This is a genomic window from Tsukamurella strandjordii (assembly GCF_039525985.1).
Classification (GTDB): domain Bacteria; phylum Actinomycetota; class Actinomycetes; order Mycobacteriales; family Mycobacteriaceae; genus Tsukamurella; species Tsukamurella strandjordii.
The window spans coordinates 581-25082 of record NZ_BAAAII010000009.1 but is presented as its reverse complement, the minus strand read 5'-3'; the positions used below and the strand labels follow the sequence as shown (position 1 = coordinate 25082).

Here is a 24502-nt window from a genome sequence, read left to right as displayed (position 1 = left end):
TTCGATCTCTGGTCGGGGGTCACTCGGTCGAGCGATCCCAATGGAGCAGCAGCGAACAGGAGCTGCCGCCGAAGCCGAAGGCGTTCACCAGCGCGGTGGTGGCGGCGGGGGCGGTGAGTTCGTCGTTCTCGGTGAGCACGGTGGCGTGCCCCGCGGTGAGCGGATCGGCGCACCGCGCGGTGCCGGGCACGGTGCCGCTCGCGAGGGCCTCCAGCGCGAACATCGCCGAGGCGAGTCCGGCGGCGTGCACCGAATGGCCCAGTGCGCCTTTGCAGGACGTCACGGGCAGCGTGTCGGCGAGGTCGGTCGCGACATCGGAGACCGCGTCGAGTTCCACGCGGTCGCCGTGCACGGTCCCGGTGGCGTGGGCGGCCACGAAATCGGGGCGCAGGCCCGTACCGTCGATCGCCGCGCGCATGCACTCGGCCTGGCTGCCGCGGTCGGATTGCGCTCCGCTGCCGAGGGTCCGGATCCCCGCCCCGGCCAGGGCCGGACCGTGATCGCCCGTGCCCAGGAGCGCCGCGCCGGTGAAGCCGCCGAGCGCGGTGCCGTCGGCGGCGGCGTCGAAGGGCTGGCACGACGGGCCGGGTGCGAGCGCCCCGGCACTGCGGAAGGCGGCGGATTCGATGAACCGCGGCCGCATCGCGCCGAGCACCAGGACGCGGTCGGCGCGGCCGGAGTCCACGAGGGCGGCGCCCAGGGCGAGGGCGATGCCGCCGGAGGCGCAGGCGTGGCTCACCAGGGTCTCGGGGAGGCCGGCGAGCGCGGGGCTGAGCCGCCCGGCGGGGGTGCCGTATTCGTCGAGGTTGTCGGGGCGACGGTGTCCGGCGGCCTGCGAGGCGGTGAGCACCACGGTGGGTGCGGCGCCACCCGCCGTCCGCAGCACGGCGTCCACGCAGTCGCGGAGCTGATCGGCGCGGGAAGTATCGGCGTCGACGGGCGTCACCCGGGGCGAGCCGCGGAAGGGCTCGGCGGTGCTGCGCAGTGGGCCGGTGCGCGGATAGCGCCCCTCCCACGCTAGGACACGCGTGCGCACGGCTGCTCCTCTCGGGCGCGGATGATCCCGGAGGCCAACGCGGCCAGGTGGTTCCGGTCGAGCTTGCCCGATCCGGTGCGTACCGTCGCCGATCGCGGCACCCGCACGACATCGCGGACCCGGAACTCGATGGGCAGGGCGCGCTGCCGCGCCGTGAGATCGACGACGCCGCCGGGGACGGCATCGTCCGGATCGACGAGCGCGATCACCACCCGCGGTGCGCCGGAGCCGAGCGGGTCCAGTTGCAGGGCGATCACCTCGGTGTCGGCGGGCACCGCATCGCGCACGGTGTCCTCGATGACGCTGGCGTGCAGCTTGCGTCCGTGTCCGGCGAACAGCCCGTCGGCCCGCCCGAGCAGGGTGAGCCTCCCGGCGGCGTCCACGGTGCCGATGTCGCCGGTGTCGAGCCAGCCGTCGGCGGCGACCGCGGGGTTGGCACGCAGCCCCCGGTCGGGCAGGTACACCGATCCGGTCACGCCGGGGCCGCGCACCTGCACGGCACCGTCGTGGCCGATCCGTACCGCGGTGCCGGTGAGCGGGAGTCCCGCGGTGCGCCGGCCGTATCCGTCGCCGCAGGAGATGCTCACGTTCGGTCCGGCCTCGGTGAGTCCGTAGCCGTTGTGCAGGGGCGCGTCGAGCCGCTCGTACCGGTCGAGCAGGCTGTGCGGGACCACCTCTCCGCCCACACCGCGCACGGTGAGCCGGCGGAGCGCACGGGCCAGCATGGGCTCGGTCTCCGCGGCGGTGGCGAGGTAGCGCCAGACGCCGGGAATGGTGTCGAGGGTGTCGATGCGCCGGTCGAGCAGCGCGCGGGTGATGGCGGCGTGGTCGGTGGCCGCGAAGAATTCGAGGGTGCCGCCGCAGCGCGCGGTCAGGTTGACCACGGAGAAGCCGTAGGCGCTGGCGGGGCTCACCGCGAGCCCGTAGCGGGTGTCCGGCCCCGTTCCCATCCGCTCGACGGTGGCCCGGGCCTGATAGTCGAGCACGGACTCGGTCCAGGGGACGAAGGTGGTGCGCCCGCTGGTACCGGAGGTGGCGGCGAGCACCAGGACGTCCGGGATCGGTTGCATCAGGCGCACCGTGGGGATGTCCGCGCTCGACGGTGCGCCGAAGGTGGCCCGCTGCTGCGCCGGCGAGCCGAGGATCAGCGGCAGGTCCGCTGCGCGGGCGGCGCGGTGCGCCCGCAGCAGGGCGTGCGGCTCGGGCGGGGCGAGGAAGGCGAGGTCAGCGGCCATGGTCGGTACTCATCACGGTGACCTCGAAGATGCTGCCCTCCACCGGGTCCGGGCCGGTGAGCCGGGCGTCGGCGATGAGGCTGTAGCGGGCGCCGCTGGTGGTGGCGAGCGCCCCGGCGATGTCGTCCGCGGCATCGGCGGTGCACGAGAGCGCGAGGGCGGGCCCCGACCAGCCGAGCCGGGTGGCCCGGCCGAAGACGCGGCAGCCGTCCGCGTTGAGCACCTCGGTGGGCAGCGTGGGCCGATCGGCGCGCTCGGCCTCCGCGTATTCGGCGGCGGCCCAGTCGATCAGGTCGGGTGCGGCGAGCACCAGCACGGCGTGCAGTTTGTCCGTGTCCGCGTCGAGCCGGTCGAGCGCCTCGGCGAGCACCTTGCCGATGGCGCCGGGCCAGTTCAGCAGCGTGACGCCGGGGACGGTCGCGGCGAGCGGCTCCCCCACCGGCAGCGGCGGTTTGGGCTCGGCCTTCTTCGTGGCGAGGGGCATCAGCGGGCCGCCATCTCGTCCGCGAGGAGGAGGGGCCGCCCCACGGGCGCCGCGCCCGCGACGGACGCCCAGGACGCCCGGTGTCCCCAGCCGCCGAAGGGCTCGTGTCCCGATTCGGCCTCGAACGGGGTGCGTGCGCCGATCACGCGGGCGGTGCCCAGGCGTTCCCGGCCGTCGAGCCCGGTCTCGCCGAATCCCCACGCGTACATGCCGTCCGCGCGCCGGGCGGGGGTGGACAGCGCCGCCTCGACATCGGGGAAGCCGTCGTAGGTCACGAGATCGAAGACCGGCCCGAAGTATTCCGGGATCTCCTCGCCGAGATCGGCGAGGGAGGCCTCGCGCACCACCACGGGGTGGTGCTCGGGTGCGTCGATCGACCGGCCGCGCCACAGTTCGGGGCGCGGGTACTGCTGCAGCTGCTCGGTGAGGCCGGTCACCGAATCCGTGCCGGACAGCATCCCGTTCACCAGGCCGGGGGCGGTGCGGTCGCCGGTCGCGGGGATCCGTTCGAGCCGCGCGATCAGCCGGTCGACGAAGGCGGTGCGCACGGCGCGGTGCACCAGCACCAGATCGGGGCACAGGCAGTCCTCGCCGTTGTTGTACAGGCGGGATTCCACCACCGCGTGCACGGCCAGGTCGAGCTGTTCGGCGCTCGCATCGGCGCCGATCAGGGCGGGGTTCGGGCCGGCACCGAAGCCGAGGAAGACCGACGGCCGGATCACATCGACCAGTCGCATGCCGTTCTCCGGGCGGCCGTTGAAGACCACGGCGGCACCGGCCGACAGGTCGGCGAACTCGCGCTGGGAGTAGTCCACGAGGCGGGCGGTGGCGGGCAGGGCCTCGCCCAGGATGTCGCGGAGCGCGAAGTACTGCGCCTTGCTGCGGGTGGACGGCCGCGCCATCACGTCGTCGAGGTAGAGCGCGGGCAGCAGGACGAACAGCGCGAGGCTGTAGAGGGTGTTGTTGGCGGGGAGGTACACCCGCAGCGGGGTCGCGGGGTTCGCGAAGGCGTAGCGGTCGGCCTCGACGTCCGCGGTGCGCAGCAGGGCCACGGAATCGTCGAGTTCGGCCCGGATGCTGGCATCGCCGGCGATCGGCCGCAGGGCCTCGATCACCTGCTCGGCACGCGCCTCGATGACGTCCGCGATCGCGCCGCCGGCGACGGCGGCCGCGGCGGCGCGGGCCTCGAGTACGTCGAACGGCGATGTCGTCATGACACTTCCTCTCGATCGGGGACGGCGTGGTGCGACAGTGCGTGGGGGACGTGGACGGTGTCGGGCGCGCTGCCGGTGGCGGCGGCGGTGAGCGCCTCGGCCACATCGGCGACGGTGGGCAGGGGCACCCCGGAGCGGAGCGCGGCCTCGCGGCGCTCCTGCGCGGCCGCGGGTTCCCGCAGGTCCATCAGCAGCGCGGCGGGCGAGCCCTCGACCATGTCGCTGACCACCACCGTGCAGCGGATCCCGTACTCGGCGCAGCGGTTCCGCACCAGCTGCTCGCCGCGGTGCTTGGATCGCGCCACGCGCCGGTAGGAGTCGAACTCGGGGATCAGGCCGTACCGGTGCGACTGCAGGCTGGTGGGGAAAACCACCCGGCCGGCCGGCCGGAGCCCGCCCACCAGGGCATCGAGCACGGCGACCTGGGCGTCGGCGTTGAGCAGCTCGGCGTACCCGGGATCGGGCTGTTCCATGCCCCCGGCCGCGTTGAGCACCAGGCCGGTCAGCGGGCCATCGGCGGCGCGGGTGAGGGTGCGCAGCCCGTCCTCGGTGGTGATGTCGGCGCGCACCGCCTCGATCCGGGCGCCGGGTGCGGCGGTCCGGGCACGGGCGCGCACCGTCTCGGCGCGGCGCTCCTTCTCGCGGTAGCAGAACAGCACGTCGTGGCCGCGGGCGGCGAGCAGGGCCACAGTGGCGGCACCGATTCCGCGCGACCCGCCGGTCACCACCACCGTGCCCATCAGAACACCCCCGGCAGCCAGTGCACGGCCGGATCCGCGGCGGCGGCGAGGGCGAGCGCGATCCCGGCGGCGCCGGTGGCGTAGTCGGACGAGGCGCGCAGCGCGAGCTCGCTCGGTGCGCGCAGCCGGCCGTCGGCGGTGCGGCCGAGGAACGAGGTCACCGCCTCGGCCTGGCGGGCGGCCGCCGCGGACGCCTCCGCGGCGAGCGATCCCGGGGCGCGGCCCAATTGGGCGGCGGCGGCGAGCCCGCCGGACAGGCCGCGGTACAGCCCGGGCGAGACGCCGACGGCGGCACCGGCGCCCTGAAGGATGCGGCGCAACTGCTCGTCGGAGACGTCGAGCTGGTCCCGGAGTTCGGCCGCGGCCAGGACGGTTCCGGCGTTGCCCCGGTCGAGGTAGCCGAGGATGCGGTGCTTGCCGTCGTAGTGGAACAACGCGCCGGACCGGTGCTGCACATAGGAATCCAGTTCCTGGTGCAACAGCCGGCGGGATACGTCGAGCAGATCGGGCTTGTCGAGCAGCCGGGCGGCGCGGCCGAGGACCAGGGCCATCCCGGCCCGGCCGTCGAGCAGGCCGCCCGCGGGGGCACCGGTGTCGAGTAGCTCGTCGACGGCGCGGCGGGCGAGCACATCGGCGTACCGCTCCACCTCGTCGCCACCCGAGCCGATGCGGCGTCCCAGGCTCAGCGCCAAGGCGCCGGCCAGACCGGAACGCAGCCGCAGCGGCGCGGTCTCCGGGTCCAGCACCCGGAGCAGGTGGGCGTACAGGTGGTCGGCGCGGTCTGTGAGCCCGGCCGCCTCGGCCACCAGGATGTTGCCCGACCAGCCGTCGAGCAGGCCCGCGCCGAGCGCGCCGAAATCGTCGGCGCGGCGGTCGAGCCAGGCGGCGTAGCGCGCGGTGAGGCCCGACGGTGCGCGGCCGGTCGCGAGCAGGGCGTACGCGGAGCCGGGTGCGCCGGAGCCGAGGGAGACGTCGTGGAAGGGCTGATCGGATTCCGGTGCGCCGTGGAAGGGCCCGTCGTCGGTCTCCCAGGTCTCCGCGAGGCCGTCGAGCAGCCCGGTGACGGCGGCTTCGGGGTCGATCGGTGCGGCGGGGTCGGCGCCGAGCCGCGCGCACAGCTCGGTGGCCCAGACCTGGTCGCGGCTCAGGACGCGGCGGGCGTGGTGCACCGACCGGCCCAGTGCGCCCGGTAGATAGCCGGCGGTCGCCACGACGGGGTTGTGCAGGTACAGCTCGGTGGCGGCGAGGCCGTAGTCGTCGAGCGCGGTGCCGCGGCGGGCGTCGTCGTAGAAGCCGGTGGCGCCCACGAACCGTCCGGCGCCCTCCGCGGCATCGATGCGGTGGGCCGCTTCCAGATCGATCAGTCCGAGCTCGCCGTCGGGCCCCACGATCACGTTGCCCGGATGCAGATCACCCACCACGTGACCAGCGGCGGCGATCTCGTCGACGACGGCGCGCAGGCGGCGCACGGCATCGTCGACGGTGTCGGTGTACGCGGCGGCGTCCGCGGGTGCGACGGCGGCCCCGGGGGCGCGCAGCAGCAGCGCCGGATGCCGCGCCGCGGCCCACTCCTGGAGAGTGGACCCGGGGATGAATTCGTAGGCCAGGAAGTCGCTTCCGCCCTGGGTGAAGGTCTCGATCACGGTGGGAACCGCGGCCACGTCGGCGAGCGCGGTCATGGTCCGCGCCTGCCGGGCGAGGCGCTGCGGCGCATCGTCCATCGCCGCGTCGTACCCGGTGTAGTGGCGCGCCTCCTTGAGCACCACCTCGGTTCCCGAGGTCTCTTCGACCGCGCGGTAGACGCCGCCGGTGTTGGAGTAGTGCAGGGCGCCGGTGATCCGGTAGCGGCGCTCACCGGTCCGTTCGGCGGGGCGGGGCGGCGGCGCATCGCGCAGGATCCGGGGCAGCGGCACGCCGGGAACGGTGCGGGGCACCACATCCCGCACGTCCGGGACGAGATCGCCTGCGGTGCTGCGGATCGCGAGCACCGGTTCGCGGTCGGGACCCGGCGTGTACCGGGCGGTGTAACCGCCGTAGCGCAGGTGCACGATGCTCTCGCCGATGCGGTGGCTACCCAGTACCCGCGGCCCGGGGACGTCGCGGTGCAGCTCGACCAGCTCGGCGGCGAGTGCGCTGGGATCGGCGTCGGGGTAGATCACCACTGACTTCCCGCTGCTCGGCCGTGGCGCGTACTTGCCGTTGACGGCCCAGACGAATTCGAGCCGGGAGAGCACCTTGAAGGCGACGCCGCGGCGGACGCAGTGTTCGACGGTCCGCGCGATCGCGGTCGCCGCCTCGGGAACGGCGGGCGCGAGGTGGATCTTCCAGCCCTGCGGTTCGAGTCGATGTCCGGCGGGTGCGAGCACCGTCCACGGCCCCTTGACGGTGCGAGTCCACGTGGCGGGTACGGCGTCGAGCGCGACGTCGCCGCGGGGCAGCTCGGGTGAGAAGAGCTCGGGCCGGCGCAGTCGCCACTGCCCGAGGGGACCGTAGAAGGCCGGATCGGCGAGGGTCGCGAGGTAGTCACGCATCAGGCGCTCGCCCTCACGTCCGGTGTTCCGGCGAGGGCGGCCTCGATGGCGGGCACGACCTCCCAGAAGGGCGGCGCCACATGGGAGTCGGCTCCGGTGGAGAGGCTGGGGCGCACCACCGGGTCGATCAGGAGCACGTTGTCGCGGGTGGTGAGTCCGGCGAGCGCCTGCTGCACGGCGGGGTTGCGTTCGGCTCCGGGCGGCAGGTTCGGGGCCACGGCGATGAGGGCATCGGTGCAGTGCAGGGCGTTGAGCATCGGGGTGGCGGCGTCGAGCCCGGCGAGCCGGCCGATGGTGTGGAGCGTGGCGGGGTAGATCACCACCGCATCGGCGTCGGCGAGCACACCGGTGTGCGGGGCGATCCCCTCCTCGGCGAAGCCCGGGTCGTCCCATTCGTCGATCGCGACGGCGGATCCGGACAGGGCCGACAGGGCGAGCGGGGAGACGAAGCGGGTGGCGTGACGGCTGAGCACCACGCGGAGGGTGTCGTCGGATCGGTTGGCGAGGAACCAGCTCACGCCGAGGGGGAGGTGGCAGGCGTTGAGCGCACCGGTTCCGAACAGGACCAGATGCACGGCCGACTCCCTTCTGCGCGGATGTTTGGTGACGGGCGCTCGGTGGCGTGAACAGCGGGCCGAGCGCCCGTCGCCGGGTGTGGCTGAATCAGCAGCCGTTGCTCGAGATCGAGGCGAGCAGCTCGGAGGTGGCCGAGTCCGACTCGAACGCCTGCAGGGTGGTGATGTCGGTGACGTCGATCATCGCGATTCCTTTCGGATGTTTCTCGAGGCGGCGGGCGGCTTGCCCGCCGACGCGACGCTAACCAGGCCGTGCCCGCGCCCACAATCACCGATTCCCCGGTCCGGCACCGCGGCCGCCGCCCCTTCCCTGGTACGCCCGTGACCTCCCCTCTCAGCCGAATCGTCACCGGGCATTCATTTTTCGTTCACCTGATGCGAGCTCGACAGCGCCGGTTTTCTACGACGTATGAAAAAGCGGCGTTCCCGCAGCCCGCGGCCCGCACGGGGCAGGCGGGACCGGCTCGGCGGCCGCGCCGAGCCGCCCTCGACGAGCCTCTCGTTCGCGCGGCTAGTTATCCACCAAAAGTAGGAGTCCAAACGACGAGCGCGTGGCGTGGATCACGTTCCGGGGGCAGACTCCGACTGTCCTGCAATTCCCGACGAAGGGCGACGATGACCGCGAGCGTGAACCTTCCCTGGCGCGTGGTGGATCCCGAGGAGCGCGAGGGCCGCGGCCTGGTCTTCCCCTCGGTGGGCGAGTACCCGATCTACGACGCCACCGCCTACGAGGTGATGATGGCCGACCGCTTCCGTGTGGACGCCTTCACGCACGGAATGCGCGCCGCCGTCCGCCCGGGCGACACCGTGGTCGAGCTGGGCTGCGGCGCCCTGGCCCCGTGGGCGAGGCTCGCCGACGACCTCGGCGCGGGCCGGGTGCTGGCCGTCGAGTACCTGCCCGAGGTCCGTGACCGGGCGCGCCGTCTGATCGCCGACGAGGGCCGCTCGCAATCGGTCTCGGTCCTCTCGCCGGACGAGTACCGGGCCTTCACCGGCCGCGTCGACGTGCTGGTCGCCGAGGTGATCGGCACCATCGGTGGCAGCGAGGGCGCCGCGGAGACCATCGGTTCCGAGGTCGCCCGGATCGACAATCCCGATCTGATCGTCCTGCCCGGCGGCTGGGAGACCGAGGTCCGCGGATTCAGCTTCGCCCGCACCGCCGCCGGTCAACCGCCGGCCTTCCCGCCCACGGCCATCCCCTACCTGGAACAACTGCGCGATCTGGCCGGGGCCGATCTCGACCCGCGCCTGTGCGCGGTGGGGCCCTACGTGACCGACGGGCTGCTCACCGACGGCGGTGTGATCGAGGTCGGCAGCTACCGGGGCACCCGCGCCGATCACGTCACCACCACCGCGCGGCTGCACGTGACGGCGCCCGGCACGCTCGACTCGCTACTGCTCAGCGTGCGCGTCCTGGTGGGAGAGGCGGTGGTGGACAGTCTCACCGAGGAGACCAGCTGGTTCCCGGTGATCGTTCCCCTGCCCGCGCCGGTCGAGGTGGCGCCGGGCACCGTCGTCGATGTCAGGGCCACATCCCAGCACGGCGCCGGCGGTCACTGCCTCGACTACTCCCTCGCCTGGAGCGTGCATCCCCCGGATGGGGGACGCACGTCCGGCACCGTCGACGTACCGTGGCGGGCGAGTGGCCTGGGCACCAATCCCCTGACCCGGAGGCTTCTCGTCGAGTCCGCCCAGCAGTAGGGAGCTCCGATGACAGCAGCGGTGACCGGAAGCGGCCTGCAGGTCGCGTTCGAGAACGCGGGCGAGCGGTTCCTCGCCGTGAACGATGTGGACGTGGAGATCGCGGAATCCACTCTCACGGTGATCATGGGCCCGTCGGGCTCCGGCAAGACCACACTGATGACCTCGCTGGGCGGCCTGCACGCGCCGACCGCCGGCACCGTCGAGGCCGGGGGGCAGGACCTGTACGCCCTCTCCGCATCGGCACTGGCCGACTACCGGTTGCGGCACTTCGGCTACATCTTCCAGGACTACGGCCTGCTCACGGCGCTCAGCGTGCGCGACAACATCACGCTGCCGATGCGCGCCGCCGGCCGCGAGGTGGATCCGGCCCGGTTCGAGGCGGTGTGCGAGTCGCTGGAGATCTCGCAGTACGCCGACCGCGTACCGGAGGAGCTGTCGGGCGGGACGCAGCAGCGGGTGGCGTGCGCCCGGGCCCTGCTGGGCGAGCCGAGCCTGCTGTTCGCCGATGAGCCCACCGGTGCGCTGGACACCGTGAATTCCCGTCGGGTGCGGGAGATCCTGCGCCGGTTCGTCGACGAGCACGGCATCACGGTGCTCACCGTGACACACGATCCGCAGTTCGTGGAGTTCGCCGACCGGGTGCTGTTGATCCGTGACGGCCGCATCGAGCACAGCCTGGACAAGCCCACGGTGAGTTCGGTGATCGAGCTCTCGGAGCGGAGCGTCGCGCCGTGACCTCCGCTTCCGGCGTCGCCCTCCCGACGGCGTGGAAGCTGCTGCGCCAGAGCGGGAGACAGGCCGCGCTCGTGGCGATCCTGGCGCTCGCCCTGCAGGTCGCGGTGGTGCTGCCGCTCACGTTGTGGCAGGAGCAGCGCATCGCCGTGGGCGCATCCGTCGCCGCGACGGTGCCCGAGGGTGATGTCATCGCCACCGCGTCGGCGCCGATCCCCGCCGCCGCCCTCGCCGGGGTGCCGGCCGGGGTGTGCGCCGTCGGCGAGGTCACCGGTCAGGTGATCGCCGAACCGGGCGCTCCGAACGCCCCCTCGGTGCCCGCGTATCACCGCGCGGCTCGGGGGCCGTGCGCCGGAGCCGGACTCGCCGACGGGGTATCCCGGCTGACCCCCGGCGAGGGCGCGGGCTCCTTCGAGGTGATGGGTCCGGACCGCACCCGCGTGCGGGTCACGGCGCAGCCACCGGTCTCGGCGGCCACCACCCGGTTCGCCGTCGACGATCCGGCGCTCGCCCGCACGCTGCTGGGCACCGACGCGGATTTCTCCACGGTGGCGCTGTCCGGCCCGGGTGCCGATTCCGCGCGGATCGGTGCACCCGAGGTCCGCACCGCTCCGCGCCAGGCCTACATCGACCAGCTCGCCGCCGCACAGGTGGCCACCACGAGCTTCGTCAAGATCATCGCCGAGTTCTTCGCGGTGATCGTCTCGGCCTGTCTGCTGGCGGCGCTCGCCTTCGCGGCGACCCTGCTCGCGATGAATCAGCGCCCACAACTGCAGATCCTGTGGCGGCTCGGGGTTCCCGCGCGCACGCGTGCCGCGATCCTCGCCCTGCAGGTCGCCGCGCTCGTGCTGGCCGCGGCGGTGGGGACGATCATCGTCTTCGCTGTGATCGCCGCGGTGGTTCCCCCGGGCTGGACCGCGCTGGGCACCTTCACCGTGGACGCGATGCGCGCCACCCCCGCGACTCTCCTCGGCTCCACCCTGCTCGTCGCGGTGGTCCTGGCGGGCGCCTTCGCCTTCGGCATGAAGCTGGAGCAGCAGGACTCGGCGAGCGCACGTTCCCGGCTGCGGGGCGTGCCGCTGGTGCCCGCCGCCGGTGTGGCGCTGGTGGCCGGCGGCGGCTACCTCGTGCTGCATCCGCCCGGTGGGGCGTTCACCTGGATCGTGGTGGGGCACTGCCTGTTGGTGCTGGGCGCCTTCGCACTGTGCGCACCCCTACTGACCCTGGTGAGCAGGCTGCGCAGCGTGGGCACCTTCCGCGGGGTGCTGTTGCCCTGGTTCGGCTTCGGCGGCATCGCGCGCGCCCGGACCCAGGCCCGAGTGGTGGTGGCCTTCCTCGTCTTCGTCTCCAGTCTGGTGGCGGTGGTCTCGGTGTTCGCCTCGTCGACGAACGCATCGATCTCGCGGCAGATCGACGCCAACGTGGGCGCGCAGTTCGTGGCGGAACCCAAGGCGGGCTTCGAGATCGATCAGGCCGATGTCACCGCGCTGCGGGCGGTGCCGGGTCCCGGCACGGTGCTGGCGGTGAGCCCGCAGCAGGTGACCGGATCGGGCGGGCCCCTCAGCGGCATCGCGATCGACGGATCACTGGACGCCGGGGCACTGCTGGTGACCCTGCGCGAGGGAACACAGAGTCTCACTCCCGGCGGAGCCCTGCTGTCGGAATCGACGGCGAAGCGGATCGGCGCGCGCACCGGCGGCACCGCGGAGATCGCCGGGACCGAGTACCGGGTGGGCGGCGTGTACGCCGACGCGCCGACCCTCGGCGACTTCGTGATCGCCGCGAACCCCGGATCGCGGTACGCCTACGTGCTGATGACGGCGCCACCGCAATCCGATCTCCAGGGAGCGCTGAGCCCCGCGGTGCCCACCGGCACCGTGCGCTCCATCGGCGACTACCAGATCCAGCAGGCCCGCGAGTCCCGGCAGATCCTCGATGCGCTGCAACAGCTCTCGGCGATCTCCAGCCTCGGTCTGCTGCTGGCGCTCGCGGTGGTGCTCGGGGTGCTCAACGCGGGCCGCAGCGGTGAGTGGCGGGCCCTGGCCCGCCTCGGGCTGCGGCGCGGCCGGATCGTGGCGACCATCGCCGTGGAGGCCACCGCGATCGCGGTGCTCAGCGTGATCGCCGGCCTGGCGGCGGGCATCGTGACCGGGATCGGCGTGGGCCGCTACCTCGCGAGCTCGGGACTGAGCGACATCGTGGTGGACCCCCGCCTCGTGGGTTCGGCGTTCCTCGCCCTCACCGCGGTGGGGGTCGCGGTGTACGTGCTCACCTCGCTCGGCGTGCTGCGGCGGATCAGCTTCTGACGGTCACCAGCGCAGCACGATGCGGCCCCGCCGGCGCGAGGCCGACAGCCGCTCCTGTGCCCGTCCGGCCTCACCCGGGCCGAAGCACTCGATCGGACCGATCACCTCCGGCTGGTCGATGATGCGCGCGTTCCACCAGGCGATGTGCGCCGCGGCACCGGCCGCCTCGCGGACGTTCGCGGTGACCAGGCGGCGATGCGGCAGCGGGTACTCGGTGTCGGCGCGCACGCGGACCACGGTCTCGGCGGACCGGAACCGCTCCGACAGTGCGGCACCGAGGTTCGCGGCGTCGATGATCACATCGGGCTCGTCGACACCACCGGCGGTACCGTCCGTGAGCAGCTGGTGGGCGCCGAGACCACGCAGCAGGGCATCGTCGCCCTCCCGCGCCAGCGCGACCGTCCGGTGTCCTGCGGCGGCGGAGGCGACCACGAGGAACCGTCCCAGCGCACCGGCGGCACCGGTCACCACCACCGTGCGCGACCCCGGGCCGAGGGCCTGCAGGATCGACGAGGCGGTGACGCCGTTGAGCGGGATGCTCGCCGCGGCCTCGGCGGGCAGGCCCGCGGGCACGACGGCGGCGCGCTCGGCATCGACCTCCACGTACGCCGCGTAGCTCCCCGCATGCGCGGTGACGCCGGGCAGCGTGAGCGCGTTCACCACGGCGCCCACCGGGAGACCGGGTGCGGTGGAGGACACCACCTCGCCCACACACTCCATACCCGGCACGAAACCGCTCGCCGTGTCACCGACGAAGGCGTCCATCCGCCCGGTCCGAAAGCTCACATCCACGGGGTTGACCCCGGAGAAGGCGCTGCGCAGTACCGCCCGCCCGGGACCGGACGCCGACTTCTCATCGTCGAACTCGGTGAGCACCTCGGGCCCGCCGTAGCCGCGGAAGCCGATGCACGGTCCAGCGAATGTCACCTATCCCAGCCGTTCGGAGTCGAGACGGTCGAGGGTCGACCGAGCCTGCCCCCCACCGTATACCGCCTCCGCTCGCACGCTCCGCGAGATCTCGCCCAGTAGCCGCTGCAGCTGCACCGCATCGTCGAATCCGGCGTACCGGCGGCCGAACCTGCCGTCCAGGACATCCAGCCAGAACCGCACCAGCTTCGCGGCGCCCACCGGCGAACCGTCGGCCGGCGGCGTGAAATCCAGCTCCACCGGCGGCACCGTCCCCGCCGTCGACCAGTGCCGCAGCCGGTCGTAGTCCCAGGCCGGATCGTCGAACCGCAGCTCGAAGTACTCGCGCTCACCGCGTGCGCCCTCGGCGGTGATCTCCACGACCCGGGAGCGGCTCGGATGGCCGAAGCTGGAGTAGCCGGTGACCACCGCGCCGCCCACCTCGAAGGCGATCTGCGCGGACTCCGGCAGCACCGTTCCCGCGGCCGCGTAATCGGATTCGATCACCGTGGCGGAGCTCAGCCGGACCTGCGCCAGATCGCCGCCCACGAGATGCACCGCGAGATCGAGCGGGTGGATCACCTCGGAGACCACGCCGACGGTGGGCCGCGGATCGTCGAACCTGTTCTTGGCCCAGACGAAGTTCACCCGCGCTACCCGCAGCTCGGCCGCCGCCACCCGATCACGGACGTACGAGACGGCCGCGGAGTACCGCTCTATGGTGTTGAGGGCGAAGCGATCCCGTCCCGACCACGCGGACGACCAGCCCTCGGCCACCGTCTGATCGGGGGCCACCAGCGGCTTCTCGCTGACCACGAAGCCGTCGGCGTGATGCAGCAGGTCGAGGACGGCGTCGTGCTGATCATCGTTGGTGGCGTTGATCAAGTACTCCGAGCCGGCGAACCGCGCAGTCCGGTCGGCCGGCGCCGAGGCGGCGATCCGCGCGGAATCGGCGCGCCCGTACTCCCGGAACTCGACGGCCTCCCCCGTGCCGGCGAGCCGGACGGCCGCCACCAAGGCCTCACGCAGGCGGGTGCCCTCGTACCCGGTGCCGAACAGCTCGACGCGGGTCACCGCAGGTCCTTCCGGAAGTGGGTCTCCGAATCCGCGAGGTAGCCGAGGCCGCGGTACACCGGCTCGGCCGCCGGCGTCGAGGCCAGCACCACCGCGCCGGCGCCCCGCTCGGCGAACCACTCCTCGGCGGCGGCGGTCAGCCGGGCGGCGATCCCCCGGCCGCGGGCTTGCGGCGCCACGTACACGCCCTGCACCCATCCCGCCCTGCCGGTGGGGTTCGACGGGCCCGCGAGACGGTGATCGACGATCGCGGTGAGCGTGCCGACCGCCGCATCGCCGTCGGTGGCGAGGAAGGTGCGCACGGCGGCCGGGTCGGCGAATTCGGCCGCGAGCTGGGCCCGGTAGTGCGGGATCCAGTCGGGAGCATCGGGTCCGGAGGCCCAGTGCGCCTGCGGATCCGAGGTGAGCAGTCCCTCTCGCAGCCGGACGAGATCGTCCTCGTCTCCCGGCGCGGCACTGCGGATCTGCAGGACCGCGGCCATCAGACGCCCAGCTCCCGGAACACCGCGCCCAGCGCGGTGGCCAGGTGTTCGATGTGGTCGTAGGTGTGCGCCGGGGTCACGTTGATCCGGAATCGGCTGGTGCCCTCCGGAACGGTCGGCGGGTTGATCGGCTGCACGTAGATCCGGTACTCGTCGAACAGCCGGCGCGCAGCGAGGGTGCACCGGTGCGGGTCGCCGATGCGCACCGGCAGGATGTGCGTGACCGAATCCTCCATCACCGTGATGCCGTGCGCGCGCAGCCGCTGCCGCAACAGTTCGGTCTTCGCCTGCAGATCGGCGCGCAGATCCTCGGCGCCGCGCACGATCTCGACGCTGCGCCGGGCGGCGGCGCAGGTGGCGGGCGGGAGCGCCGTGGTGAAGATGAAGCCGGGCGCGAACGAGCGGATGGCGTCGATCAGCCAGTCCCGGCCGGCGATGAACCCGCCGATCACGCCGATCGATTTGGCGAGTGTTCCCTGCACGATGTCGATCTCGTCGAGCAGGCCGAGTGAGGCCGCGATGCCCCGGCCCTGCGGCCCGTACATGCCGATGGCGTGCACCTCGTCCAGGAAGACCAGTGCGCCGTGCTCCTTCGCCACCGCGAGCAGCTCGGCGATCGGCGCGATATCGCCGTCCATCGAGTACACCGATTCGAAGACCACCAGCTTCGGCACGGCCGGATCCGCGGCCGCGAGCTGCGCCCGCAGATCGTCGACATCGTTGTGCCGGAAGACGTGGCGGCCGTTGCGATTGCGGCGGACACCGGCGATGATCGAGGCGTGGTTCAGCTCATCGCTGAAGATCTCCAGATCCGGGTACACCAGGCTGAGCGCCTCGAGGGCCGCATCGTTCGATCCGTAGCCGGTGGGGAAGACGAGCGCCCGCTCCTTACCGAACCACTCGCCCAGAACGCCCTCCAGGGCGATGATCTCGTGATTGGTGCCGCCGATGTTGCGGGAGCCGCCGGCGCCCACGCCGTACCGGCGCAGCGCCTGTTCGGCCGCGGCGATCACCTCGGGATGCTGCGCCATCGCGAGGTAGTCGTTGCTGCACCACACCACCACATCGGCATCGGGCTCGGCCTCGGCGGCAGGCGATCCGATCGCCGCGGCCGGGAAGGCCCCCGCGCGGCGGTTGATGTTCGCGAAGGTCCGGTAGTTGCCGCTCTCGCGGAGATCGTCCAGCTTGCCGCGGGCGACGGTCTCGTAGCGATCGACGGTGTCGAGCAGGATTTCGGTCACGCCGGTACTCACTTTCGTGGGAGTGCTGAGGGCTGAGTGCTGAGGGCTGGGGAGGCTGTTCGGATCGATCAGGAGACGGTCGCGGATTCCGCGACGGCCGTGCGGGCGAGGCGGATCCGCACCAGTTGGATCGCGAAGGCGAGGGCCAAGGGCAGCGCCGCCAGCAGGGCCAGCGAGCCGCCCACCGTGCCGCCCGCGATCACCAGGGCACCGATCGCCGATCCCACGGCGGAGCCGAGGTAGTTGGCCGAGGAGTTCGCGGCCACGGCGGTGGCCCCGTCGTTCGGTGCCGCCGCGAGCAAGGTGTGCTGCTGCGGAGCGAGCGACGACCAGCCCAGCGCGCCCCACAGGAACAGGCCGACAGCCAGGATCACCGCCGCCGGTTCCAGGCCGATCACCACCAGCACGAGCGCCAGCACGGCGGTGATCACCGCGGTGATCGCGAGCGTGTTCTTCAGCGCGTCCACGATCCGGCCGATCGCGAACACGCCGACCGCGCCACCGATCCCCCAGATCCAGATGGACAGCGTGAGGTGCGAGGACAGGCTGGAGGTGGACAGCAGCGGGCTGATGTAGGTGTAGAGGCCGAGCGAGCCGATGCCGGTGAACAGGGTGACCAGCACGGTGAGCAGCGTCGGAGTGCGGGTCAGGGAGCGCAGCCGCGCCGTGAGGCCGGGGGCCTCGATGCTGGGCAACGCATCGCCGCCGCGGAACCGCACGCCGATCAGTGCCGCCACGCCCAGAGCGGTGACGATGCCGATCGTGGCGCGCCAATCGAACCGGTTCGCCACCAGCAGCCCCAGAGGCACACCGAAGACGCTGCCGGTGGCCATGCCCGCCAGCACCAGACTCAGTGCGCGGCCGCGGCGTTCGGGTGCCACGAGATGGGCGGCGACCGCGGACGAGAGCGGCGAGTAGACCCCGGCCGCCGCGCCCGCGATGATCCGGGCGGCGATGAACACCGCGATGGTGGGCGCCAGCAGCGTGAGCAGATTGCCCACCGCGAAGACCGCGAGCGCGATGGTGAGGTTGCGCCCGGAGTTGCGGCCGGCGTGCCCCGCGAGCAGCGGCCCGGAGATCGCGTAGGCGCCGGTGAAGGCCGTGACGCCCAGCCCCACCAGGGACTGCGTGGTGTGCAGATCGCTCGCGATCGCGGGCAGCAGCCCCGCGATCACGTAGGCGTCCAGGCCCAGTGCGACGCTCCCGATGATGAACGGCCACAACGTGCGTGCCATCGATTCTCCCCTGCTTCGCCCGCCGGATCGGCGGCACCGTTCGTTCGGTGTCGTAAGCAGGTTATGAAGGATGTGGGCGTGGTGCCCGATCAGCGGGCCTTTCGATCACCACTGTGTCTAACTGTTGGGCCGGCCCAGGTTTTCGTACATAGTCAACGGTCCGGGCCGGCCCAGCGGTCAGTTCTTGGGCATCGTGTACTGCTCGGGGGTGAGCGGCGGCGGCACATCCATCCGGCACATGCGCAGCGTGTACTCGGGCACCCGGTCGATCCGCATACCCATCGTGGCCAGCGAGAGCTTGAAGTTCCGCTTGAACAGATCGAAGGTCAGTGGCGCGGAATAGGAATCACGCAACTGCTGGATCTGCGGACAGGTCAGCGCGAGCGTGGCCTGGTTCACCCAGTTCGGGTCGATGTGCGGCGGCAGGGCCGGACGCTTCGGATAGGCCTTCGCCTCGGCGACCGCCCAATCCGGGAACATCTCCTTATCGTGCCCGATCCGGCCGTCCTCGAGCCGAGCGGTGTGCGTGGCCACCGGCCACGCCAGCCCGACCTGATCCCAGACCCGCACGTCCAGAGGCAGATTCATCGACGTCATACCGAGGTTGGTGAAGAACACCGTCTGCGTGAGCGGCACGTCCGGGGGACGCGGGTAGGGCAGCGGATCGATGAACCACCAGTCGTAGTCGAAGGACGGCAGGTACACGCCGCCCCGCGGGGTCTGCCGCAGGATCTCCTGCAGCGACTGCATCCGCGGATAGTCCAGGTAGTCGTCCGCGGTGATCGGGTGCGACTTGCCCGTCTGCAGCGAGTAGAAGGCGCGCTCGTCCACGATGCCGGTCTTGCCGATCGCGGTACCGTCGGGCATCCCGCGGAAGGTGGAGGCGTGCAGCGCCCACCCGATCACCAGCACCCACAACACCGCGGCGACAGCCGCACCGGCCGACCCACCCAGCAGGCGGGCGGCACCGCGCAGGCGGGAATCGCCCTCCTGCCGCGACGGGATGCGCAGCGGGATCACCATCACCGGCAGCAGCAGCAGGAACAGCGGCGGCAGCAGCACGCGTCCGGCCATGAAGTCGCCGCCCTGGCGCAACCAGTACAGCGTCTCGGCGACACCACCGAGGAACATCACGGCCACGATCACGGCCGGGCGCTGCAGCTGATCACGCAGACCGGTGACGCCGCCGCGGGGCAGCCGGAACCGGCCGGTGAGCGGCGCACGGGCACCCTTCGCCGGCACCAGCAGCAGCGGCACCGCGATGGCCAGCGCCAGCAGCGGCAGCCACAGCGAATAGGGCTCCACGAGATTCGCGAGATAGGTGAAGCCCTGATCCCACTTCGAACCGCTCGCATCCTTGGCGATCGCGGTGTTGGGCACGGGCAGGCCGTAGTAGCCCATCCGGAAGATCTGGTACCCCACGGGCAGGAGGCCGGCGGCGGCGACCACGGCCAGCCGCAGCTTCAGACCGATCGGGGCGAGCACCATCACCACGAGCACCATGCCGCCGACCAGCGCCATCTCCGGCCGCACCAGCCAGGACAGCCCGGCCACGAAGGCGGTCGAGAGCGTGAGCACCCAGTTCCTGATCACGTCCTCGCGGGCGGAGGCGTCGCGGTCGAGCTGCGACCAGGCGATCGCCAGCCACCACAGCAGCGCCGCCCAGAAGATGGTCAGCGAGACCTCGAGGCCGGAGGTCGCGAAGTCCCGCGCGGGCGGCAACGCCATGTAGACGAGGCCACCGGCGGGCAGCAGCATCAGGCCCGAACCGCGCAGCCGCTTCCAGCCGCCGCCACCCTTGTACAGGCGCGCCGTGCCGAGCATGGCCAGCGGAATCGCCGCCACCGACAGCACCAGCGCCACCGTGAGCACCACGTACTCGGTCTGCACACCGCTGATCCAGGAGAAGAACCAGATCAGGTAGGTCCACGCGGTGGAGGTGTTCACCTCGACGCGCTCACCGATGTTGAAGACGGGGCCGTTCCCGGCCAGGAGGTTGCGCACGGTGCGCAGCACGATCAGGCCGTCGTCGGCGATCCACCGCCGCTGCCAGGCGCCGTAACCGAACAGCACCGCACACGCCGCGACCCCGAGCCACAGGGTGACTCGGGGCAGCGGGAAAGAGCTCGCGGCGGCCCGACCGGCCGCGGGAGCATCAGGCGAAGTAGACCGCGGCAACGACAGTTCCTATCCACATGACCGCCAGGACCTGCAGCACGCGGTCGCCCAGCGCGATCTCCTCGGGCTCGCCCGCCTCGCCGCCGTCGACGTCGACGGCGTACCGGAGGATGGCCACGGTGAACGGCACCATCGAGAGCGTGTACCAGATGTTGTCCGGGTGGGTCGTCTTGTCGAACGCCCAGAGGCCGTAGCAGAGCACCACCGAGGTGGCCGCCAAAGTCCACACGAACCGCAGGTAGGTGGTGGTGTAGTACTCCAGCGACTTGCGGATCTTGGCGCCGGTGCGCTCGGCGAGCTGCAACTCGGCGTACCGCTTACCGGCAGCCATGAACAGCGAACCGAAGGCCATCACCAGCAGGAACCACTGCGACAGGCCCTTGGGCAGCTCGGCGGCGACCCCACCGGCCACGGCGCGCAGCAGGAAGCCGGAGCTCACGATGCAGATGTCGATCACCGGCTGGTGCTTCAGACCCAGGCAGTAGCCGAGCTGGATCACCAGGTAGGCGCCGATCACGATCGCCAGTTCCTTGTTGGCCAGCAGCGAGATGCCGATCGCGGCGGCGGCCAGGATGAACGCGACGGCGTAGGCCACGTTCACCGGCACCACACCCGCGGCGATCGGGCGGTAGCGCTTGGTGGGATGCGCACGGTCGGCGTCCACATCGAGGGCGTCGTTGATCAGGTAGATCGACGAGGCGGCCAGGCAGAAGGCGATGAAGGCCAGGCCCACGTTCGGGAAGTTGACGTACTCGAGCTGATCCCGGCCCGCCGCCAGCGGGGCCACGACCACCAGGACGTTCTTGACCCACTGCCGGGGCCGCATCGCCTTGATCAGTCCGGTGGCGAGGTTCGACGGCACCTTCGGCTCGCCGTGCTCGATCGGCTCCTCGCTCATCAGTTGTCCGACCCCTTCGTGTGCTTCGTCGTACGGTTCTTCACAGCCCTGCGCGCCTCGCGGCGCGTCCACAGTCTCTCACCCTCGATCGCGGCCAGTGCGCTCGCCGCACCGATGGCGGCGCCCGCGGCGACGTCGGTCGGGTAGTGCACGCCCAGCACCATGCGCGAGGTGAGCATCGGCGGCACCACGGCGGCGGGCAGCAGCACCGCGCCGCCCGGCACACCCGAGGCGCGACCGAGCAGGATCGCCCCGGCCGTCGACGAGGTGGCGTGCGACGACGGGAAGCTCAGCTTGCTGGGGGTGCCCACGCCCACGGCGATCGCCGGGTGATCGGGGCGGCGCCGGCGCACGATGCGCTTGATCACCACCGACGCGGCGTGCGCGACGAACGCGCCGACCCCCGCGGTGACGTACTGCCGACGGCGGTCCTTGCTCAGCAGGGCGCCGAGCGCGGCCAGCCCCATCCACCCGAGGGAGTGCTCGCCGAAATGGCTCAGTCCCCGCGCCGCGGGCAGCACGCCCGGGCGGTCGGCCAGCTTCGCCTGCACGGCGACCAGCGCGGCCTCCTCCGGGTTCAGCTCGAAGGTGGCCGCCCGGCCCGGATCCCGGTCGCTCACTTCTGCTCCCCCGCGTTCTCCGCGTTCTCCGGCTCGAAGATCTTCGACCACGCCTCGCGGCTGGTCAGGTCGCCGTACGCGGCCCGGTAACGCTGCTTCATCTCCTCGAAACGGCGATCGACCTCGCGGTGCACCGCCAGACTCTCGCGCATCAGGGCGAACATCTTCTCCCGGTCGCGCTGGCGGTAGACCACACCGCGGCCGTCGGCGGTGGTGACGGTGACCCCGTCGACCCGGCCCAGGCTGAACCAGCGCGCCTCGAGCGGCGGGTAGTTGGCCTGCGGCACCTCGTGACTCCGGGGATCAGCAGGACGCAGGTTGTTGCGCACCGCCGCCGCGAGGGTCTTCGCCTTGGTGAGCGGGTTCAGCGGGATCTTGGTGCCGAGTGCGGTGGCGGCGCCGGTGGTGCGCGGCAGCTCGGTGGCGCTGGGCAGCACCACGGCGTCCGGGTACTCCTTGCGCATCGCGGCCACCTTGGGCAGCGCGGTGGGCAGCAGCTCGTAGAGCGCCTCGGGGCCGCGCAGGAAGTCGCGCATGGCCTCGATCTGGATCGCGACGGTCGAGTACTCCAGGCACAGCAGGTGCTTCATCAGCGCCTTGATCGAGCTGGACATGATGCCGCGGGTACTGCCCTCGTGGTGCAGCGCCGCGACCACCAGGCGGTTGCGCAGGTGGAAGTACGCCTGCCAGTCGATGGCGTCGTCCTTGTCCGACCAGGCCATGTGCCAGATCGCGATGCCCGGCACCGTCGCCGTGGGGTAACCGTGCTCGGCGGCGCGCAGGCCGTAATCCCAGTCGTCCCACTTGATGAACAGCGGCATCGGCAGACCGATCTCCTCGGCGGCCACGCGCGGGATCAGGCACATCCACCAGCCGTTGCCGTCGACGTCGATACGTCGATGCAGGTTCTTGCTGTTCTCCTTGTCGGAGAGCGGGTACTGCGCGAAGTCGTGGTCGTACTCGACGAAGGGCGCCGCGGTCCACATGAACTTGTTGCGGTCGATCACCTCGCCCATGCAGTGCAAGTGGCTGCGGTCCTGCAGGTTCAGCATCTGGCCGCCCACCAGCATGGGGGTCTTGGCGAACCGGGCGAACTGCAGCGCGCGCAGCACCGAATCGGGCTCGATGGCGATGTCGTCGTCCATGTACAGCACGTACGGGCTGTCGGTGAGGCGCAGCGCCTCGTACATGATCCGGCCGTAGCCGCCCGATCCGCCCAGGTTGCCCTGCTCGAAGCGGTGGTAGCGCTCGCCCAGCGGCGCGATGGCGTCGGCGTAATCCGGATGGTCGATCACGCGCTTGTTGCCCTGGTCGGGCATGAGCACGGCGTCGATCACCTCATCGACCAGCGGATCGCTGGTGAGGGCCTTGATCGCCGCCACCGCATCGTCGGGCCGGTTGAAGGTGGGGATGCCCACGGTGATCCGCTTATCGGGCAGGCCCTCCTCGCCGACGGTGGCGTACCAGCCGGCGGAGATGATCTCGGTGTCGGAATCGGCGGTCACGTCGAACCAGATCCAGCCGCCGTCCTCGAACGGGCCGAGGTCGGTGGCGAACTCCGCGACGCCGTAGCCGGTGGCGTCGGTCTCGACCAGGCTGCCGCCCAGGGCGATCCGCGCACCGTCGACCTTGGAGCGGTACAGGTCCACCCGGGCCGTGCCCTTGAGCTCGATCCGCAGCACCACGTCCGTGAGGGTGGTCCAGCGGCGCCAGTACGACGCCGGGAAGGCGTTGAAGTAGGTGGCGAAGCTGACCTCGGACTCGCCCGCCACGTTGAGCGAGGTGCGCGTGGGCGCGTGCGAGCGGCGCGAGTTGGTCTCGGCCTCCTCGATGTACAGCGAGCGCACGTCGAGCGGCTCGCCCGGGCGCGGCAGGATCACACGCTGCAGCAGGGTCTTCGCTGTGCTCACTGGTTCGCCTCTTCGGTCAGTGCCGCACCGGTCTCCAGGTGCGGCCGCAGGGTGTTGTCGAACATCGACAGGGCGCTGGCGATGGCCATGTGCATGTCGAGGTACTGGTAGGTGCCCAGACGCCCGCCGAACAGCACCTTCGCGTTCGCGGTCTCAGCCTTGGCGAGTTCGCGGTAGGCGGTGAGCATCTCGCGGTCCGACGGGGTGTTGATCGGGTAGTAGGGCTCGTCGTCGTCGTTGGCGAAGCGGCCGTACTCGCGCATGATGACCGTCTTATCGGTCGGGTAGTTCTTGCGCTCCGGGTGGAAGTGCCGGAACTCGTGGATGCGGGTGTACTTCACGTCGGCGTCGTTGTAGTTCATCACCGGGGTGCCCTGGAAATCGCCGGTGGGCAGCACCTCGGTCTCGAAGTCGAGGGTGCGCCAGCCGAGGCGTCCGGCCGAGTAGTCGAAGTAGCGGTCCAGCGGGCCGGTGTAGACGATCGGCGCGTCGGGGCTTTCGGCGATGATCTGCTCGCGCACGTCGAACCAGTCGGTGTCGAGGCGGACGTCGATCAGGTCGGAGGCGGCCATGTTCTCGAGCCACTTCGTGTAGCCGTCGACGGGCAGGCCCTCGTAGGTGTCGTTGAAGTAGCGGTTGTCGAAGTTGTAGCGCACCGGCAGGCGGGTGATGTTGCCGGCGGGCAGGTTCTTCGGGTCGGTCTCCCACTGCTTGGCCGTGTAGTGCTTGATGAAGGCCTCGTAGAGCGGGCGGCCGATCAGCGAGATCGCCTTCTCCTCGAAGTTCTGCGCGTCCTTGGAGTCGAACTCCGCGGCCTGCTCCTGGATCAGCGCCTTCGCCTCGTCAGGAGTGAAGTAGCGGCCGAAGAACTGGCTCACCAGGCCCAGGCCCAGCGGGAACTGGTAGGCCTGCCCCTTGTGCATCGCGAAGACGCGGTGCTGGTAGCCCGTGAACTCGGTGAACCGGGTGACGTACTCCCAGACCCGCTCGTTCGAGGTGTGGAACAGGTGGGCGCCGTACTTGTGCACCTCGATGCCCGTCTCGGGCTCGGGCTCGGAGTACGCGTTGCCGCCGAGGTGCGACCGGCGCTCCACGACGAGGACCCGCTTGCCCAGCTCATTGGCTGCGCGCTCGGCGATCGTCAGGCCGAAGAAGCCGGATCCGACCACGAGGAGGTCATAGGGCTGGGAGGAAGTGTTCGCCACGGGCACTCAGAGTACCGACCGGGTGGCCCTCACGGCGCCACCCGGCCTTGGGGTGTGACCATTGCCCGGTCAGCGCGGGGCGCCGGGCACCGTCGGGACGGCCAGCGGGGTGGGTGCGGCCGCCGACGGTGCGGCCGGGGCCGCAGGTGCTGCGGGCGCGGTCGGGACCGCTGCGGGGGCCGACGGTGCGGCGGGC

20 protein-coding genes are annotated in these 24502 nt (G+C 71.7%); 3 read left to right on the top strand and 17 right to left on the bottom strand.

All coding sequences use genetic code 11. From position 1 onward, the window contains the following. Positions 1 to 19: 19 nt before the first annotated feature. The 7 genes from ABD108_RS17475 to ABD108_RS17445 are packed head-to-tail and all read right to left on the bottom strand — an operon-like array spanning position 20 to position 7815. On the bottom strand, positions 20 to 1036 hold the full coding sequence (locus tag ABD108_RS17475) for a beta-ketoacyl synthase N-terminal-like domain-containing protein (protein ID WP_343930947.1): 1017 nt from the start codon (positions 1034 to 1036) through the stop codon (positions 20 to 22). Next, positions 1018 to 2271 (bottom strand): AMP-binding protein, encoded by a 1254-nt coding sequence (locus ABD108_RS17470; protein WP_343930946.1) that lies wholly within the window; start codon positions 2269 to 2271, stop codon positions 1018 to 1020. Before ABD108_RS17470 ends, ABD108_RS17475 begins: the two co-directional genes overlap by 19 nt. Further along, positions 2261 to 2755 carry a hypothetical protein gene (locus ABD108_RS17465; RefSeq protein WP_220656999.1) on the bottom strand — a complete coding sequence of 165 codons (495 nt, stop codon included), beginning with the start codon at positions 2753 to 2755 and terminating at the stop codon, positions 2261 to 2263. Before ABD108_RS17465 ends, ABD108_RS17470 begins: the two co-directional genes overlap by 11 nt. Beyond that, positions 2755 to 3969, bottom strand: a complete 1215-nt coding sequence (locus ABD108_RS17460; protein WP_343930944.1) for an aldehyde dehydrogenase family protein — start codon at positions 3967 to 3969, stop codon at positions 2755 to 2757. Before ABD108_RS17460 ends, ABD108_RS17465 begins: the two co-directional genes overlap by 1 nt. Beyond that, entirely contained in the window at positions 3966 to 4709 is a 744-nt protein-coding gene (locus ABD108_RS17455; protein WP_305112479.1) for an SDR family oxidoreductase, read from the bottom strand. The genes ABD108_RS17460 and ABD108_RS17455 overlap by 4 nt, the downstream gene beginning before the upstream one ends. Next, entirely contained in the window at positions 4709 to 7240 is a 2532-nt protein-coding gene (locus ABD108_RS17450) for a class III lanthionine synthetase LanKC N-terminal domain-containing protein (protein ID WP_343930942.1), read from the bottom strand. Before ABD108_RS17450 ends, ABD108_RS17455 begins: the two co-directional genes overlap by 1 nt. Further along, positions 7240 to 7815: a flavoprotein gene (locus ABD108_RS17445; RefSeq protein ID WP_343930941.1), complete on the bottom strand. Its 576-nt coding sequence runs from the start codon at positions 7813 to 7815 to the stop codon at positions 7240 to 7242. Before ABD108_RS17445 ends, ABD108_RS17450 begins: the two co-directional genes overlap by 1 nt. 615 nt (positions 7816 to 8430) lie before the next feature. Here ABD108_RS17445 and ABD108_RS17440 point away from each other — a divergent pair. The 3 genes from ABD108_RS17440 to ABD108_RS17430 are packed head-to-tail and all read left to right on the top strand — an operon-like array spanning position 8431 to position 12557. Further along, positions 8431 to 9516 (top strand): SAM-dependent methyltransferase, encoded by a 1086-nt coding sequence (locus ABD108_RS17440; protein WP_220657004.1) that lies wholly within the window; start codon positions 8431 to 8433, stop codon positions 9514 to 9516. 9 nt (positions 9517 to 9525) lie between these two features. Continuing rightward, complete coding sequence (locus ABD108_RS17435) at positions 9526 to 10254, top strand: ABC transporter ATP-binding protein (protein WP_343930940.1); 729 nt, start codon at positions 9526 to 9528, stop codon at positions 10252 to 10254. Then, on the top strand, positions 10251 to 12557 hold the full coding sequence (locus ABD108_RS17430) for a hypothetical protein (RefSeq protein WP_343930939.1): 2307 nt from the start codon (positions 10251 to 10253) through the stop codon (positions 12555 to 12557). The genes ABD108_RS17435 and ABD108_RS17430 overlap by 4 nt, the downstream gene beginning before the upstream one ends. A 3-nt stretch (positions 12558 to 12560) precedes the next feature. On the opposite strand, the gene ABD108_RS17425 is transcribed toward ABD108_RS17430, so the two are convergent. From ABD108_RS17425 to glf, 10 genes are all read right to left on the bottom strand, one after another. After that, positions 12561 to 13484: an alcohol dehydrogenase catalytic domain-containing protein gene (locus ABD108_RS17425; RefSeq protein ID WP_220657007.1), complete on the bottom strand. Its 924-nt coding sequence runs from the start codon at positions 13482 to 13484 to the stop codon at positions 12561 to 12563. Next, positions 13485 to 14537 carry a Gfo/Idh/MocA family oxidoreductase gene (locus ABD108_RS17420; RefSeq protein ID WP_220657008.1) on the bottom strand — a complete coding sequence of 351 codons (1053 nt, stop codon included), beginning with the start codon at positions 14535 to 14537 and terminating at the stop codon, positions 13485 to 13487. After that, positions 14534 to 15019 carry a GNAT family N-acetyltransferase gene (locus ABD108_RS17415; protein WP_220657009.1) on the bottom strand — a complete coding sequence of 162 codons (486 nt, stop codon included), beginning with the start codon at positions 15017 to 15019 and terminating at the stop codon, positions 14534 to 14536. The genes ABD108_RS17420 and ABD108_RS17415 overlap by 4 nt, the downstream gene beginning before the upstream one ends. Then, positions 15019 to 16260 (bottom strand): 5-aminolevulinate synthase, encoded by a 1242-nt coding sequence (gene hemA / locus ABD108_RS17410; protein ID WP_255585581.1) that lies wholly within the window; start codon positions 16258 to 16260, stop codon positions 15019 to 15021. Before hemA ends, ABD108_RS17415 begins: the two co-directional genes overlap by 1 nt. A gap of 68 nt (positions 16261 to 16328) precedes the next feature. Then, complete coding sequence (locus ABD108_RS17405; protein ID WP_220657010.1) at positions 16329 to 17495, bottom strand: MFS transporter; 1167 nt, start codon at positions 17493 to 17495, stop codon at positions 16329 to 16331. Positions 17496 to 17672: 177 nt separating this feature from the next. Further along, positions 17673 to 19673: an arabinofuranosyltransferase AftB family protein gene (locus ABD108_RS17400; RefSeq protein ID WP_343930938.1), complete on the bottom strand. Its 2001-nt coding sequence runs from the start codon at positions 19671 to 19673 to the stop codon at positions 17673 to 17675. Next, entirely contained in the window at positions 19651 to 20571 is a 921-nt protein-coding gene (locus ABD108_RS17395; RefSeq protein WP_220657011.1) for a decaprenyl-phosphate phosphoribosyltransferase, read from the bottom strand. Before ABD108_RS17395 ends, ABD108_RS17400 begins: the two co-directional genes overlap by 23 nt. Next, a complete protein-coding gene (locus ABD108_RS17390; protein ID WP_220657012.1) occupies positions 20571 to 21191 on the bottom strand; it encodes a phosphatase PAP2 family protein in 621 nt (206 codons plus the stop codon). The genes ABD108_RS17395 and ABD108_RS17390 overlap by 1 nt, the downstream gene beginning before the upstream one ends. Further along, positions 21188 to 23101, bottom strand: coding sequence for a glycosyltransferase (locus ABD108_RS17385; protein WP_343930937.1), 1914 nt, complete (start codon positions 23099 to 23101; stop codon positions 21188 to 21190). Before ABD108_RS17385 ends, ABD108_RS17390 begins: the two co-directional genes overlap by 4 nt. After that, complete coding sequence (glf, locus tag ABD108_RS17380; RefSeq protein ID WP_305112491.1) at positions 23098 to 24306, bottom strand: UDP-galactopyranose mutase; 1209 nt, start codon at positions 24304 to 24306, stop codon at positions 23098 to 23100. Before glf ends, ABD108_RS17385 begins: the two co-directional genes overlap by 4 nt. Positions 24307 to 24502 lie beyond the last annotated feature (196 nt).